Origin of the sequence: Pseudomonas sp. Irchel s3a10 (genome assembly GCF_900187525.1) — a bacterium.
Taxonomy (GTDB): Bacteria; Pseudomonadota; Gammaproteobacteria; order Pseudomonadales; family Pseudomonadaceae; genus Aquipseudomonas; species Aquipseudomonas koreensis_G.
In genome coordinates, this window is sequence record NZ_FYDR01000002.1 from 90,009 (window position 1) to 103,855 (window position 13,847).

Annotated in this window: 16 protein-coding genes; 11 read left to right on the top strand and 5 right to left on the bottom strand. The window is 58.6% G+C overall.

The annotated features are described in order from the left end of the window. Window positions 1-28: 28 nt before the first annotated feature. The gene (locus CKW11_RS05990) at window positions 29-463 is read right to left on the bottom strand and encodes a YhcB family protein (protein WP_007961596.1); all 435 of its coding nucleotides are present in this window, start codon (window positions 461-463) and stop codon (window positions 29-31) included. Window positions 464-607: 144 nt separating this feature from the next. On the opposite strand from CKW11_RS05990, the gene CKW11_RS05995 reads away from it, so the two are divergent. The 3 genes from CKW11_RS05995 (at window position 608) to zapE (ending at window position 3,802) form a co-directional block, all read left to right on the top strand. Next, on the top strand, window positions 608-1,237 hold the full coding sequence (locus CKW11_RS05995) for an alpha/beta hydrolase (protein WP_095137380.1): 630 nt from the start codon (window positions 608-610) through the stop codon (window positions 1,235-1,237). 24 nt (window positions 1,238-1,261) lie between these two features. Beyond that, entirely contained in the window at window positions 1,262-2,617 is a 1,356-nt protein-coding gene (locus tag CKW11_RS06000; RefSeq protein WP_095136846.1) for a tryptophan--tRNA ligase, read from the top strand. A 90-nt stretch (window positions 2,618-2,707) separates the two neighbouring features. After that, complete coding sequence (gene zapE, locus CKW11_RS06005; protein ID WP_095136847.1) at window positions 2,708-3,802, top strand: cell division protein ZapE; 1,095 nt, start codon at window positions 2,708-2,710, stop codon at window positions 3,800-3,802. Between the two features lie 179 nt (window positions 3,803-3,981). Here the strand turns inward: zapE and CKW11_RS06010 are convergent, their stop codons facing one another. Continuing rightward, window positions 3,982-4,878 carry a GlxA family transcriptional regulator gene (locus tag CKW11_RS06010; protein ID WP_171061848.1) on the bottom strand — a complete coding sequence of 299 codons (897 nt, stop codon included), beginning with the start codon at window positions 4,876-4,878 and terminating at the stop codon, window positions 3,982-3,984. A gap of 250 nt (window positions 4,879-5,128) precedes the next feature. Between CKW11_RS06010 and CKW11_RS06015 the strand changes: the two genes are divergently transcribed. Continuing rightward, window positions 5,129-6,265: an acyl-CoA dehydrogenase family protein gene (locus tag CKW11_RS06015; protein WP_095136848.1), complete on the top strand. Its 1,137-nt coding sequence runs from the start codon at window positions 5,129-5,131 to the stop codon at window positions 6,263-6,265. Between the two features lie 104 nt (window positions 6,266-6,369). On the opposite strand, the gene CKW11_RS06020 is transcribed toward CKW11_RS06015, so the two are convergent. Next, window positions 6,370-7,410 carry an NADP(H)-dependent aldo-keto reductase gene (locus tag CKW11_RS06020; RefSeq protein WP_095136849.1) on the bottom strand — a complete coding sequence of 347 codons (1,041 nt, stop codon included), beginning with the start codon at window positions 7,408-7,410 and terminating at the stop codon, window positions 6,370-6,372. Between the two features lie 244 nt (window positions 7,411-7,654). Here CKW11_RS06020 and rplM point away from each other — a divergent pair, with 244 nt between their 5' ends. The 7 genes from rplM (at window position 7,655) to CKW11_RS06055 (ending at window position 12,541) form a co-directional block, all read left to right on the top strand. Further along, entirely contained in the window at window positions 7,655-8,083 is a 429-nt protein-coding gene (gene rplM / locus CKW11_RS06025; RefSeq protein WP_003228062.1) for a 50S ribosomal protein L13, read from the top strand. Window positions 8,084-8,097: 14 nt separating this feature from the next. Next, on the top strand, window positions 8,098-8,490 hold the full coding sequence (rpsI, locus tag CKW11_RS06030) for a 30S ribosomal protein S9 (protein WP_007961615.1): 393 nt from the start codon (window positions 8,098-8,100) through the stop codon (window positions 8,488-8,490). Between the two features lie 270 nt (window positions 8,491-8,760). Next, complete coding sequence (gene petA, locus CKW11_RS06035; protein ID WP_003228055.1) at window positions 8,761-9,354, top strand: ubiquinol-cytochrome c reductase iron-sulfur subunit; 594 nt, start codon at window positions 8,761-8,763, stop codon at window positions 9,352-9,354. After that, on the top strand, window positions 9,354-10,565 hold the full coding sequence (locus tag CKW11_RS06040) for a cytochrome bc complex cytochrome b subunit (RefSeq protein WP_095136850.1): 1,212 nt from the start codon (window positions 9,354-9,356) through the stop codon (window positions 10,563-10,565). Before petA ends, CKW11_RS06040 begins: the two co-directional genes overlap by 1 nt. Further along, window positions 10,565-11,347 (top strand): cytochrome c1, encoded by a 783-nt coding sequence (locus CKW11_RS06045; RefSeq protein WP_007917027.1) that lies wholly within the window; start codon window positions 10,565-10,567, stop codon window positions 11,345-11,347. The genes CKW11_RS06040 and CKW11_RS06045 overlap by 1 nt, the downstream gene beginning before the upstream one ends. A gap of 146 nt (window positions 11,348-11,493) precedes the next feature. Continuing rightward, window positions 11,494-12,111 carry a glutathione S-transferase N-terminal domain-containing protein gene (locus CKW11_RS06050; RefSeq protein WP_007961620.1) on the top strand — a complete coding sequence of 206 codons (618 nt, stop codon included), beginning with the start codon at window positions 11,494-11,496 and terminating at the stop codon, window positions 12,109-12,111. 16 nt (window positions 12,112-12,127) lie between these two features. After that, window positions 12,128-12,541, top strand: a complete 414-nt coding sequence (locus CKW11_RS06055) for a ClpXP protease specificity-enhancing factor (protein ID WP_027612189.1) — start codon at window positions 12,128-12,130, stop codon at window positions 12,539-12,541. A 49-nt stretch (window positions 12,542-12,590) separates the two neighbouring features. On the opposite strand, the gene CKW11_RS06060 is transcribed toward CKW11_RS06055, so the two are convergent. Together CKW11_RS06060 and CKW11_RS06065 are read right to left on the bottom strand one after the other, a co-directional pair. Continuing rightward, on the bottom strand, window positions 12,591-13,169 hold the full coding sequence (locus tag CKW11_RS06060) for a BON domain-containing protein (protein WP_095136851.1): 579 nt from the start codon (window positions 13,167-13,169) through the stop codon (window positions 12,591-12,593). Beyond that, window positions 13,166-13,759, bottom strand: coding sequence for a phosphoheptose isomerase (locus CKW11_RS06065; protein ID WP_007961622.1), 594 nt, complete (start codon window positions 13,757-13,759; stop codon window positions 13,166-13,168). The genes CKW11_RS06060 and CKW11_RS06065 overlap by 4 nt, the downstream gene beginning before the upstream one ends. Window positions 13,760-13,847: the final 88 nt, after the last annotated feature.

Below are 13,847 nucleotides of genomic sequence, written 5' to 3' on the forward strand. Positions count from 1 at the left end.
GGGGCTTTTTGTTGGGCGCGAAACCCGATTACTTCTTCAAGCCGTAATGCTCATCGAGCATGCCCGGCGAGTTCGGGGCTTTCGGCGCGTAGTCGCGTGGTGGCTCCTGATCGCGCGGCGGCGTCAGGCGTTCGCGCGGTGCCTGCGCGGCATCGGCGTGCAAAGCGGCGATCAGGCGTTGACGGGTCTGCTCGTCCAGGGCCAGGCGGTTGGCACCCTCGGCGAGATGATCCTGCACTTCCTGATAGCTCTGGGTCAGCTTCTTGACCAGCATCGCGGTGCTGTTGAAGTGGGTGACCACCTCGTTTTGATAGCTGTCGAAACGCTCCTGGATATCATCCAGTTGACGCTGCGTGCGGCTCGGCGCGGCATTCGGTGCGACGCGAGCGATCAGGAATCCAATGGCGACACCCACAACCAGGGCAAGAGTCGGTAACAACCAAACTAAGAGCGAGTGTTCCACGAGTCCTTCCTCTATAAACGGCTTTGCTTTACGTTAACGGCTCGAACCTGCGCTGTATACCGCGATTCACTCGCAATAGATTGGCACAGACAATTTGCTAGACGAGTCGACCCGATTCGAGGTCACGGAGTTCCTTCCTTGCTGATGCGTGAAACCCCTGTAGTCATTGCCGGCCCAGTCGGCCAAATCGAAGCGCTGTACCTCGATAACGAGCAGCCAATCGGCATCGCGCTGATCTGCCATCCGAACCCGGTGCAGGGCGGCACCATGCTCAACAAGGTCGTCTCGACCCTGCAGCGCACCGCGCGCGACGCAGGTTTGATTACCTTGCGCTTCAACTATCGCGGCGTCGGTGCCAGCGAAGGCTCCCACGACATGGGCAGCGGTGAAGTCGATGATGCTCAGGCTGCCGCAGCATGGCTACGGGAAAAACACCCGGATTTGCCGCTGACCCTGTTCGGTTTCTCCTTCGGCGGATTTGTTGCAGCAAGTCTCGGCGGTCGTCTTGAAGCGCAGGGCGTGCAGCTCAAGCAGTTGTTCATGGTCGCGCCGGCGGTGATGCGTCTGGGCGATCAGGATCAACTGCCACAGCACGGCGAGCTGACCGTGATCCAGCCGGAAACCGACGAAGTGATCGATCCGCAGCTGGTCTATGACTGGTCGGAAAAACTCCAGCGCCCCCATGAGCTGCTGAAAGTGGCAGAATGCGGACACTTTTTTCATGGCAAGCTGACCGATCTCAAGGATCTGATCCTGCCGCGTCTCTCGAATTGATTGCAGTCTGACAAGCGATTACCCATGACGAACCGTACCCGTATCCTCACCGGCATCACCACCACCGGCACGCCGCACCTGGGCAACTACGCCGGTGCCATCCGCCCGGCGATCCTCGCCAGCCGCGACAGCAATGCCGATTCGTTCTACTTCCTGGCCGACTACCACGCCTTGATCAAATGCGATGACCCGCTGCGCATTCAGCGCTCGCGTCTGGAAATCGCCGCGACCTGGCTGGCCGGTGGCCTCGATGTCGATCGCGTGACTTTCTATCGCCAGTCCGACATCCCGGAAATCCCTGAACTGACCTGGCTGCTGACCTGCGTCGCCGCCAAGGGCCTGCTCAACCGGGCGCACGCTTACAAGGCCTCGGTGGACAAGAATGTCGAGAGCGGCGAAGACCCGGATGCCGGGATCACCATGGGCCTCTACAGCTACCCGGTGCTGATGGCAGCGGACATTCTGATGTTCAACGCGCACAAGGTGCCGGTCGGTCGCGACCAGATCCAGCACGTGGAAATGGCCCGTGACATCGGTCAGCGCTTCAATCACCTGTTCGGCCAGGGCAAAGAGTTCTTCACCATGCCTGAAGCGCTGATCGAGGAGAGCGTGGCGACCTTGCCCGGCCTCGACGGGCGCAAGATGTCCAAGAGCTACGACAACACCATCCCGCTGTTCTCCAGCGCCAAAGAGATGAAGGACGCGATCTCGCGGATCGTCACCGACTCCAAAGCGCCGGGCGAAGCCAAAGATCCGGACAACTCGCACCTGTTCACTCTGTTTCAGGCGTTCGCCACACCAGCGCAGGCTGACGAATTCCGCAGCGAACTGCTCGGCGGTCTGGGCTGGGGCGAGGCGAAGAATCGTCTGTTCCAGTTGCTCGACAATGAACTGGGAGAGTCCCGCGAGCGCTATCACCAACTGATCGAGCGCCCGGCGGATCTGGAAGACATCCTGCAACACGGCGCGAAAAAGGCTCGTGCGGTGGCGACGCCGTTCCTCAACGAACTGCGGGAAGCGGTTGGCCTGCGTTCGTTCGTCAATCAGGTGCAAGTGGCGGCGACCACCAAAAAGAAAGCCGTGAAAGCTGCACGTTTCGTCAGCTTCCGTGAAGACGACGGCAGCTTCCGCTTCCGTTTGCTGGCGGCCGATGGCGAGCAACTGCTGCTGTCGCGCAACTTTGCCGACGGCAAAACCGCCGGCCAGGTGACCAAACAACTGCAAGCCGGTCAGGCGCTGGACATCCGCAATCAAGACCTGAGCTTCAGCGTGTGGCTGGAAGGTGATTGCGTTGGCGACAGCCCGGCGTTCGCCGATGCTGCTGCGCGAGACGCGGCCATCGAAGCTTTGCGCGTAGCACTGACCCCGGTTCAGGACTAATCCGCGGCGCGGCCCGACCAAGGGCTGATTGCCATTCCTACGGGCCGTCGCTACAGTGACGGCCCGTTTTTGTTGCCTTGCTAACGAATTATGACGCCCCTAGAACGATATCAAGCTGATCTGAAACGCCCGGACTTCTTCCATGATGCCGCGCAGGAAACGGCCGTGCGTCATCTGCAGCGCCTGTACGACGATCTGATCGCGGCCGAGCAGAACAAGCCGGGTTTGCTGGGCAAGCTGTTTGGCAAGAAGGATCAGACGCCGGTCAAGGGCCTGTACTTCTGGGGCGGCGTGGGTCGCGGCAAGACTTACCTGGTCGACACCTTCTTCGAAGCGCTGCCGTTCAAGGAAAAGACCCGCACCCACTTCCACCGCTTCATGAAGCGTGTGCACGAAGAGATGAAAACCCTCGGCGGCGAGAAAAACCCGCTGACCATCATCGCCAAGCGCTTTGCGACCGAGTCGCGAGTGATCTGCTTCGATGAATTCTTCGTCTCGGACATCACTGACGCGATGATCCTCGGCACGCTGATGGAAGAGCTGTTCAAGAACGGCGTGACCCTGGTTGCGACCTCTAACATCGTTCCGGACGGCCTGTACAAGGACGGCCTGCAACGCGCACGCTTCCTGCCGGCCATCGCGCTGATCAAGCAGAACACCGAAATCGTCAACGTCGACAGCGGTGTCGACTATCGTCTGCGCCACCTCGAACAAGCGGAGCTGTTCCACTATCCGCTGGACGAAGCCGCGCATGAAAGCCTGCGCAAGAGCTTCAAGGCACTGACACCGGAATGCACGGCGGCGGTGGAAAACGATGTGCTGATCATCGAGAACCGCGAAATCCGTACGCTGCGCACCTGCGACGACGTGGCCTGGTTCGACTTCCGCGAACTGTGCGACGGCCCGCGTAGCCAGAACGACTACATCGAACTGGGCAAGATCTTCCACGCGGTGCTGCTCAGCGGCGTCGAGCAAATGAGCGTCACCACCGACGACATCGCCCGGCGCTTCATCAACATGGTCGACGAGTTCTACGACCGTAACGTCAAGCTGATCATTTCTGCCGAAGTCGAGTTGAAAGACCTGTACACCGGCGGGCGCCTGAACTTCGAGTTCCAGCGTACGCTGAGCCGTCTGCTTGAAATGCAATCGCACGAGTTTCTGTCGCGGGCGCACAAGCCTTAAACAGATTCGGCATGCAAAAAAAAGGGCCTGCATTTGCAGGCCCTTTTTTGTACGACGCGGTACCCCTGTGGGAGCGGGCTTGCTCGCGAATGCGGTGTGTCAGCTAAATAGATGCCGACTGAAAGTACGCTTTCGCGAGCAAGCCCGCTCCCACAGGGGTTTTGTGCGTGGGCAGCGAGTTACGCGGCCTGTTGAAACTGCTGCCGATACTGGTTCGGCGACAGCTCGGTGTGCTGGCGGAACAGCCGAGCAAAGAAGCTCGCATCATCGTAGCCGACCTCATAACTGATGGTCTTGATGCTCTTGCGGCTGCCCGACAACAGACCCTTGGCGGTCTCGATGCGCAGGCGTTGCAGGTAGTGCAGCGGCTTGTCGCCGGTGGCGGTCTGGAAGCGGCGCATGAAGTTACGGATGCTCATGCCGTGCTCGCGGGCCACGTCTTCAAAGCGGAACTTGTCGGCGAAATGCTCTTCGAGCCAGTGCTGGATCTGCAGGATGATCACGTCCTGATGCAGCTTCTGCCCGCCGAAACCGATACGTCCCGGCGAATAGCTGCGTTGCACTTCATACAGAATGTCGCGGGCCACGGCCTGTGCCACGTTGGCGCCGCAGAAGCGTTCGATCAGGTAGATATAGAGGTCGCAGGCTGAAGTGGTGCCGCCGGCGCAATACAAATTGTCGGCGTCGGTCAGGTGCTTGTCCTGATTGAGGTACACCTTGGGGAAGCGTTCGGCGAAGGCATTGAAGAAACGCCAGTAGGTGGTCGCTTCCTTGCCGTTGAGCAGTCCGGCCTCGGCCAGCCAAAACACTCCGGTGGCTTCGCCGCAGAGGACGGCGCCGCGGGCATGCTGCTCGCGCAGCCACGGCAGGATCTGCGGGTAACGACCGCAAAGCGTTTCGAAGTCGTCCCAGAACGCCGGGAGGATGATGACGTCGGCGTTTTCCAGGCCGCCGTCCACCGGCATCATCACGTCACTGAAGCTGTTCACCGGTTTGCCGTCGGGGCTGACCAGGCGGGTTTCGAACGCCGGTGTCAGGCCGTGGCCCAGTTGTTTGCCGTAACGCAGACTGGCCAGATGGAAGAAGTCCTTGGCCTGCATGAGAGTGGATGCGAAAACCCGGTCGATTGCCAGGATGCTGACGCGCCGCAAGGGCGTAGAGACTTGCTTGGACATAATTCAACTTTTGTTTTGTTTTTATAAGGGAAAGTGGTCACCAGACGGCTGGATCGTCTTATTTTTTGTCGGATGTGTCCAGTGTCCTGTGTCGGAGGTGAGGCTTAGTCTCTGAAGGTCATATCCCTCCAACAAGAATGAAAGGTGCCGCATGATCTCCAGAACCTTGTTCAGCTCCGAGCACGAATTGTTCCGCGACAGCGTACGAACCTTCCTCGAAAAAGAGGCTGTGCCGTTCCATGCGCAATGGGAGAAACAAGGCCACATCGACCGCAAGCTGTGGAACAAGGCAGGGGAGGCGGGGATGCTCTGCTCGCACCTGCCGGAAGAATATGGCGGCCTGGGCGCGGACTTTCTGTACAGCGCGGTGGTGATTGAGGAGGTCGGTCGTCTCGGTCTGACCGGTATCGGTTTCTCGCTGCATTCGGACATCGTCGCGCCTTACATCCTGCATTACGGCAGCGAAGCGCTGAAGCAAAAATACCTGCCGAAACTGGTCTCTGGCGAGATGGTCAGTGCCATCGCGATGACCGAGCCGGGCGCCGGCTCCGACCTGCAAGGGGTCAAGACCACCGCCGTGCTGGACGGCGACGAGTACGTGATCAACGGCTCCAAGACCTTCATCACCAACGGTTTCCTCGCTGACTTGGTGATCGTCGTCGCCAAGACCGATCCGAAGGCCGGCGCCAAGGGCACCAGCCTGTTTGTAGTTGAGGCGAATACGCCGGGCTTCGAGAAGGGCAAACGCCTGGAGAAGGTCGGAATGAAGGCTCAGGACACGTCGGAATTGTTCTTCCAGGACGTACGCGTGCCGAAAGAAAACCTGTTGGGGCAGGCCGGGGCAGGGTTCGCTTATTTGATGCAGGAATTGCCACAGGAGCGGCTGACGGTAGCGATCGGCGGTCTGGCCTCAGCCGAAGCCGCGCTGAAATGGACGCTGGATTACACCCGTGATCGCAAGGCGTTTGGCAAGGCGATCGCCGACTTCCAGAACACGCGCTTCAAACTGGCGGAGATGGCTACCGAGATTCAGATCGGCCGGGTATTTGTCGACAAGTGCCTGGAACTGCACCTGCAAGGCAAGCTCGATGTTCCGACAGCAGCGATGGCCAAATACTGGGGCACCGACCTGCAATGCAAGGTGCTCGACGAGTGCGTGCAGTTGCATGGCGGCTACGGCTTCATGTGGGAATACCCGGTGGCCCGGGCGTGGGCGGATGCGCGCGTGCAGCGCATCTATGCCGGCACCAATGAAATCATGAAGGAGATCATTGCGCGGTCGCTTTGAAATTTGCAGTGAGTTGACTGGCCCCTTCGCGAGCAAGCTCGCTCCCACAAGGATCACGCTGTACCTGTGGGAGCGGGCTTGCTCGCGAAGCTTTTAGCGGTCGATCAAGGTGCCGGATTCGGATGATCCTTGTGAATCGCCTCGATCCCTGCCAGCACTTCATCGGAAAGTTTCAGATCAAAACTGGCAATGTTGCTGTCCAGTTGCGCAAGCGTCGTCGCACCAATGATGTTGCTGGTGACGAACGGTTGCTGGGTGACGAACGCCAGCGCCATTTGCGCCGGGTCCAGACCGTGCTCACGAGCCAGGGCCACGTAACGGCTGCAGGCAGCTTCCGATTGCGGATTGAAATACCGGCTGAAGCGGCTGTAGAGGCTCAGGCGGCCTTTCGGTGGGCGCGCGCCACCCTCGTACTTGCCCGACAGGAAACCGAACGCAAGCGGCGAATAGGCGAGCAGGCCGCACTGTTCGCGGATGGCGATTTCCGCCAGACCGATTTCGAAGCTGCGGTTGAGCAGGTTGTACGGGTTCTGGATCGACACCGCACGCGGCCAGCCACGGGCTTCGGCCAGAGCGAGGAAGCGCATGGTGCCCCACGGCGTCTCGTTGGACAGGCCGATATGGCGGATCTTGCCGGCCTTGACCTGCTCGTCGAGGGCTTCGAGCGTGTCTTCGAGCGGTGTCAGGTTGGCCTCGATCTTGTGCTTGTAGCCCAGCTGTCCGAAAAAGTTGGTGCTGCGCTCCGGCCAGTGCAATTGATACAGGTCGATGTAATCGGTCTGCAGGCGCTCGAGGCTGGCATCCACCGCGGCGGTGATGTGCTGGCGGTTGTGGCGCAGGTTTTTGTCGCGGATGTAGTCGATGGTGTTGCCGGGGCCGGCGATCTTGCTGGCAAGGATCCAGTCGGCGCGGTCGCCGCGACGCTTGAAGTAATTGCCGATGTAACGTTCGGTGGTGGCATAGGTTTCGGCTTTCGGCGGCACCGGGTACATCTCGGCGGTGTCGATGAAATTGATCCCGGCTTCCTTGGCCCGTTCGATCTGGGCGAAGGCTTCAGCTTCAGTGTTTTGCTCGCCCCAGGTCATGGTGCCGAGGCAGATTGCACTCACGTTCAGGTCGGTACGGCCTAGCTGGCGATAGTCCATCGGGTGCTCCTTGGGCAAAACAATCATAAAAGCAGGTTGAAAATTTTTTCGCAATCTGCATAATTGCCGACCTCTTTCTGCAGTGGAAGTGATGCGCCGCCGCCGAAGAATCTTGCCGTTGAACGGACGCGCCGACCCGAGCCCCCGAAAGCGTCTGTATCCGGCTGCCTTTGACTTGTCAAAGTACGCACTATTCAGTAAGATCCGCCGTCTTATTTACAGGCGGCCCCTGAGGCTATAAAGAATGAAAACTTTTACTGCTAAACCGGAAACAGTAAAGCGCGACTGGTTTGTCGTCGACGCTGCTGGTCAGACCCTGGGTCGTCTGGCCACCGAAATCGCGAGCCGTCTGCGTGGCAAGCACAAGCCTGAGTACACTCCTCACGTTGACACCGGCGACTACATCGTCGTAATCAACGCCGAGCAGATCCGTGTAACCGGCGCTAAAACCACTGACAAAATGTACTACTCCCACTCCGGTTTCCCGGGCGGCATCAAGTCGATCAACTTTGAAAAGCTGATCGCCAAAGCCCCTGAGCGCGTGATCGAGACCGCGGTTAAAGGCATGCTGCCTAAGAACCCGCTGGGTCGTGACATGTACCGTAAGCTGAAAGTCTATGCGGGCGCTGCACACCCTCATACTGCTCAGCAGCCCCAAGAACTGAAGATTTAACGGAATAGTTCATTATGTCGGCGACTCAAAATTACGGCACTGGCCGTCGCAAGACCGCAACCGCACGCGTTTTCCTGCGTCCGGGTACTGGTAACATCTCCATCAACAACCGCTCCCTGGACTCGTTCTTCGGCCGCGAAACTGCCCGCATGGTAGTTCGTCAGCCGCTGGAACTGACCGAGACTGTCGAGAAGTTCGACATCTACGTCACTGTCATCGGTGGTGGTGTAAGTGGTCAGGCTGGCGCAATCCGCCACGGCATCACTCGCGCTCTGATGGACTACGACGAAACCCTGCGTAGCGCTCTGCGCAAAGCTGGCTTCGTTACTCGCGACGCCCGTGAAGTTGAACGTAAGAAAGTTGGTCTGCGTAAAGCGCGTAAGCGTCCGCAGTACTCGAAGCGTTAATTCGTTTCCACGTTCAAAAAAGAACGCCCGATTCCTCACGGAACCGGGCGTTTTTTTATGCCTGCGATTTATCAAAAGAATTGCGCTGTGACAACTTGCCACATTCGTAGACCCCCTATACTGCAAGGCTTGAGGGTATGAGCTCCGGGTAATTCCCTTGTCAGAATTGGGGCTTTTCATTACCATCTCGGCAAAATTTTTATAAGTAACATTGATTTATTTAGTAGATGCCTGATTTAACAGGCCACAAAGCTGATGGGAGAGGACTGAATGAGCAATGACGGCGTGAATGCAGGCCGGCGTCGCTTCTTGGTAGCAGCCACATCCGTGGTGGGTGCTGCAGGAGCGGTGGGGGCTGCGGTCCCGTTCGTGGGGTCATGGTTTCCCAGTGCCAAGGCGAAAGCCGCCGGTGCACCGGTGAAAGTGAATGTCAGCAAGATCGAGCCAGGACAGCAGATGATTGCCGAGTGGCGCGGCCAGCCGGTGTTCATTGTCCGCCGTACTGCGGAAATCCTGGGGAATCTCAAGAAGATCGAGGGCCAGCTCTCCGATCCGACTTCCAAAAACTCCACGCAACCTACCTATGTCGACCCTGAAGTGCGTTCGATCAAGCCGGAAATTCTGCTGCTGATCGGGATCTGCACTCACCTGGGTTGCTCGCCAACCTTCCGTCCCGAAGTGGCGCCTGCGGATCTGGGTAAAGACTGGGTCGGTGGCTATTTCTGCCCGTGCCACGGCTCCCACTACGATCTGGCTGGCCGCGTCTACAAGTCGCAACCCGCGCCTTTGAACCTGCCAGTTCCCCCGCATTCCTATGAGACCGATGACCTGATTGTCATTGGCGTCGATACGGAGAAAGCGTGATGAGCAAGTTCATGGATTGGGTTGATGCACGCTTCCCCGCGACCAAAATGTGGGAAGACCATCTCAGCAAGTATTACGCGCCAAAAAACTTCAACTTCTTCTATTTCTTCGGCTCGCTGGCGCTGCTGGTGCTGGTCAATCAGATCGTCACCGGTGTCTGGCTGACGATGAGCTACACGCCGTCGGCAGAAGAGGCGTTCGCTTCCGTCGAATACATCATGCGCGACGTCGAGTACGGCTCGATCCTGCGTTTGCTGCACTCCACCGGCGCTTCGGCGTTCTTCATCGTGGTCTATCTGCACATGTTCCGTGGCCTGCTCTACGGTTCATACCAGAAACCACGTGAACTGGTCTGGGTGTTCGGCATGCTGATCTACCTGGCGCTGATGGCCGAGGCCTTCATGGGTTATCTGCTGCCGTGGGGCCAGATGTCCTACTGGGGGGCCCAGGTGATTATCTCGCTGTTCGGTGCTATCCCGGTCATCGGTAACGATCTGACCCAGTGGATTCGTGGTGACTACCTGATCTCGGGGATCACCCTGAACCGCTTCTTCGCCTTGCACGTGGTGGCCCTGCCGATCGTGATCCTCGGTCTGGTGGTGCTGCACATTCTGGCGTTGCACGAGGTGGGTTCGAACAACCCGGATGGCGTCGACATCAAGAAGCACAAAGACGAAAACGGCATCCCGCTGGACGGCATCGCCTTCCACCCGTACTACACCGTGAAAGACATCGTCGGCGTGGTGGTGTTCCTGTTCATCTTCTGCTTTATCGTGTTCTTCTTCCCGGAAATGGGTGGCTACTTCCTCGAAAAACCTAACTTCGAGCCAGCTAACCCGTTCAAGACGCCGGAGCACATTGCACCGGTCTGGTACTTCACGCCGTTCTACGCGATCTTGCGTGCGATCCCGGACAAACTCATGGGCGTTATCGCCATGGGCGCCTCGATTGCCTTGCTCTTTGTCCTGCCATGGCTGGATCGCAGTCCGGTCAAATCGATGCGCTACAAGGGCTGGATGAGCAAAATCTGGCTGGTGGTGTTCTGCATTTCCTTCGTGATCCTTGGCATTCTGGGCGTACTGGCTCCGACGCCGGAGCGCACGCTGGTGTCGCAGATCTGCACCTTCCTGTACTTCGCCTACTTCATTCTGATGCCGTTCTACACCAGGCTCGAGAAGACCAAACCGGTTCCGGAAAGGGTGACTGGCTGATGAAAAAGTTATTTTTTGCTCTGATTTTCGCTGCTCTGCCTGTGCTGTCTTTCGCCGCCGAACACGGCGGTCCGGAGCTGGAAAAAGTCGACATCGACGTATCCGACAAGGCTGCTCTGCAAGATGGTGCGCGAACCTTCGCCAACTATTGCATGGGGTGCCACAGTGCCAAGTTTCAGCGTTACGAGCGGGTGGCCGATGACCTCGGCATTCCCCACGAAATGATGCTCGAGAAGCTGGTGTTCACCGGCGCCAAGATCGGCGACCACATGAACATCGGCATGCAGCCGGCGGACGCCAAGACCTGGTTCGGTGCTGCACCGCCGGACCTGACCCTGGTGGCTCGCGTGCGTGGCACCGATTGGCTCTACGGTTACCTGCGCTCGTTCTACGAAGATCCGGCACGTCCTTGGGGCGTGAACAACAAGGTCTTCCCGAACGTCGGCATGCCTAACGTGCTGGTCGGCCTGCAAGGGCGTCAGGTGGTGGGCTGCAAGCAAGTGCAGATCGTCGAGGACGGCAAGAAGCAATACGATCCGCTGACCGGTACGCCGCTGACCCACGAAGCGTGCGATCAGTTGACCATCGTGCCGAAATCCGGTGCTCTGAACGAAGAGCAGTTCGATGAGAAGGTCAAGAATCTGGTAACCTTCCTGGCTTACTCGGCTAACCCGGTTAAGCTGCAACATCAGCGCATCGGTACTTACGTCTTGCTGTACTTGGCGTTCTTCTTTGTGTTCGCCTATCTGCTCAAGCGTGAATACTGGAAAGACGTGCACTGATACGCTTCAAGCATTGCTGTTAATCGCGCGCGCCCAAGGGCGCCTCCGATAACGCAACACCTGGTTCGCCAGGCATTGCGGGAGGCGCCCTCTGGGCGCGCGCGTTTTTCCGGTTCCGATAATTTCAACAAGCGAGGAGGATCGCCATGGGCGTGACCAATCGGTTGGCCTGTTACTCCGACCCCGCCGACCACTATTCCCACCGAGTGCGCATCGTGCTTGCAGAGAAGGGTGTCAGCGCCGAAATCATTTACGTGGAAGCTGGTCGCCAGCCGCCTAAACTGATTGAGGTGAACCCTTACGGCAGTCTCCCGACACTGGTCGATCGCGACCTGGCGTTGTGGGAGTCGACCGTGGTGATGGAATATCTGGATGAGCGTTACCCGCATCCGCCACTGATGCCGGTTTATCCGGTGGCGCGTGCCAACAGCCGTCTGCTGATTCACCGTATTCAGCGCGACTGGTGTGGTCTGGTGGATCTGATTCTTGATCCCAAGTCCAAGGAGGCCGCGCGTGTCGTGGCGCGTAAGGAATTGCGTGAAAGCCTGACAGGCGTGTCGCCGCTGTTTGCCGACAAGCCGTTTTTCCTCAGTGAGGAACAAAGTCTGGTGGATTGCTGCCTATTGCCAATACTCTGGCGTTTGCCGATTCTGGGTATTGAACTGCCGCGGCCGGCCAAGCCGCTGCTTGATTATATGGAGCGCCAGTTTGCGCGTGAGGCTTTCCAGGCGAGTCTGTCTGGCGTCGAACGCGATATGCGCTAAGGCTTAAGGAGCCGCTATGAACTCCAGTCGACCTTATCTGGTCCGCGCGCTCTACGAGTGGATTGTGGATAACGATTGCACCCCGCACATGCTGGTCAATTCCGAATACCCGGCGGTGCAGGTGCCACAGGGCTTCGCCAGTGACGGGCAAATTGTCCTGAACATTTCGCCCAGCGCCGTGCGGCACTTGCACATGGACAACGACGTGGTGACCTTCGAGGGTCGCTTCGGTGGCGTTCCGCACAGTCTGTATGTGCCGATCAGTGCAATCCTGGGTATTTACGCCCGGGAGAACGGGCAGGGCATGGTGTTCGATCTCGAGTCGCCGATGGATGACGAAGACGACATCGAGCCGGATGACGACTTGCCGCCACCGGGCAGCGAGCCGCCGCGACCAAGCGGCCGGCCAAGCCTGAAAGTGGTGAAGTAATAAAAAAGGCGACCCGAGAGGGTCGCCTTTTTTATTGCGTGGGTATCAGTCAGTCGATGTATTCGAACAGCTTCACGATTTTCTGCACACCGGAAACGCTCTGCACCAGATTGGTCGCCTGTTGGGCTTCCTGCTTGGTCAGCAGGCCCAGCAGATAGACGATGCCGTTCTCGGTCACGACCTTGATGCGCGAGCCGGGAATGCTGGCATCGGTCAGCATCTGGGTCTTGATCTTGGTGGTCAGCCAGGCGTCGTTCTGGCGGGCGAGGAAGCTTGAAGGAGCAATCACTTGCAGTTCGTTATGCACCTTCTTCACGCGCTGGACGTCGCTGGCGGCCTGTTCGGCCTTGGCCTTGAGGTCTTCACGCGGCGTCTGGCCGGCGAGCAGCACCACGCCGTTGAAGCTGGTGACGACGATATGCGAGTCCTTGTCCAGGCCAGGGTCGGCCTTGGCCACGTTGACGCCGACTTTGGTTTCGATCAGCGAGTCGTCGATCTTACTGCCGAAGGTTCGGGTGCCGCGGTCGTCTTCAATCGGCGCTTCACGGCTGGCGTTCACCACCGAGGTGCAGCCGCTGATGCCGAGGCACAGGGTCAAGGCCAAAAGGCCAAGGCGATTAGGGGTCATTCTTCACTCCCGAACAGTTGGCTGTCGATCAGATCGCAGAGGCAATGGATCGCCAGCAGATGGACTTCCTGAATACGTGCAGTGACATGGGCCGGTACGCGAATCTCGACGTCTTCAGGCAGTAGCAGCGAAGCCATGCCGCCGCCGTCGCGGCCAGTCAATGCTACGACAATCATTTCGCGATCATGTGCGGCCTGGATCGCCTGAATAATGTTTGCCGAGTTACCGCTGGTCGAAATCGCCAGCAATACGTCACCTGGTTGACCCAGTGCGCGGATTTGCTTGGAGAACACTTCGTTGTAGCTGTAGTCGTTGGCGATCGAGGTGATCGTCGAGCTGTCGGTGGTCAGGGCGATGGCCGGCAGGCTCGGGCGTTCGCGCTCGAAGCGGTTGAGCAGCTCCGAGGAGAAGTGCTGGGCGTCGCCGGCAGAGCCGCCGTTGCCGCACGAAAGCATTTTGCCTTCGTTGAGCAGGGCGTTGACCATGATCTGGCTGGCTTGCTCGATGTGCGGTGCAAGTACGTCCATCGCCTGTTGCTTGGTGTCGATACTGGCCTGGAAAAGCTGGCGAATTCGGGATTGCATGTCCATCTGTGTGACCTTAAGTGGCGCGGCTGTTCGGCACGTGAATGTGCAGCCCGCAAAGCAAAGAGCAAAAATTGTCGGTGAAAGTGTCCGG

Coding starts and splice junctions, on each gene's coding strand:
- CKW11_RS06060 (WP_095136851.1), bottom strand. CDS start 13,169: ATGACCCCTAATCGCCTTGGCCTTTTGGCCTTGACCCTGTGCCTCGGC.
- CKW11_RS06050 (WP_007961620.1), top strand. CDS start 11,494: ATGGGCGTGACCAATCGGTTGGCCTGTTACTCCGACCCCGCCGACCAC.
- CKW11_RS06000 (WP_095136846.1), top strand. CDS start 1,262: ATGACGAACCGTACCCGTATCCTCACCGGCATCACCACCACCGGCACG.
- rpsI (WP_007961615.1), top strand. CDS start 8,098: ATGTCGGCGACTCAAAATTACGGCACTGGCCGTCGCAAGACCGCAACC.
- CKW11_RS06015 (WP_095136848.1), top strand. CDS start 5,129: ATGATCTCCAGAACCTTGTTCAGCTCCGAGCACGAATTGTTCCGCGAC.
- CKW11_RS06020 (WP_095136849.1), bottom strand. CDS start 7,410: ATGGACTATCGCCAGCTAGGCCGTACCGACCTGAACGTGAGTGCAATC.
- CKW11_RS06065 (WP_007961622.1), bottom strand. CDS start 13,759: ATGGACATGCAATCCCGAATTCGCCAGCTTTTCCAGGCCAGTATCGAC.
- zapE (WP_095136847.1), top strand. CDS start 2,708: ATGACGCCCCTAGAACGATATCAAGCTGATCTGAAACGCCCGGACTTC.
- CKW11_RS06045 (WP_007917027.1), top strand. CDS start 10,565: ATGAAAAAGTTATTTTTTGCTCTGATTTTCGCTGCTCTGCCTGTGCTG.
- CKW11_RS05995 (WP_095137380.1), top strand. CDS start 608: ATGCGTGAAACCCCTGTAGTCATTGCCGGCCCAGTCGGCCAAATCGAA.
- CKW11_RS06055 (WP_027612189.1), top strand. CDS start 12,128: ATGAACTCCAGTCGACCTTATCTGGTCCGCGCGCTCTACGAGTGGATT.
- rplM (WP_003228062.1), top strand. CDS start 7,655: ATGAAAACTTTTACTGCTAAACCGGAAACAGTAAAGCGCGACTGGTTT.
- CKW11_RS06040 (WP_095136850.1), top strand. CDS start 9,354: ATGAGCAAGTTCATGGATTGGGTTGATGCACGCTTCCCCGCGACCAAA.
- petA (WP_003228055.1), top strand. CDS start 8,761: ATGAGCAATGACGGCGTGAATGCAGGCCGGCGTCGCTTCTTGGTAGCA.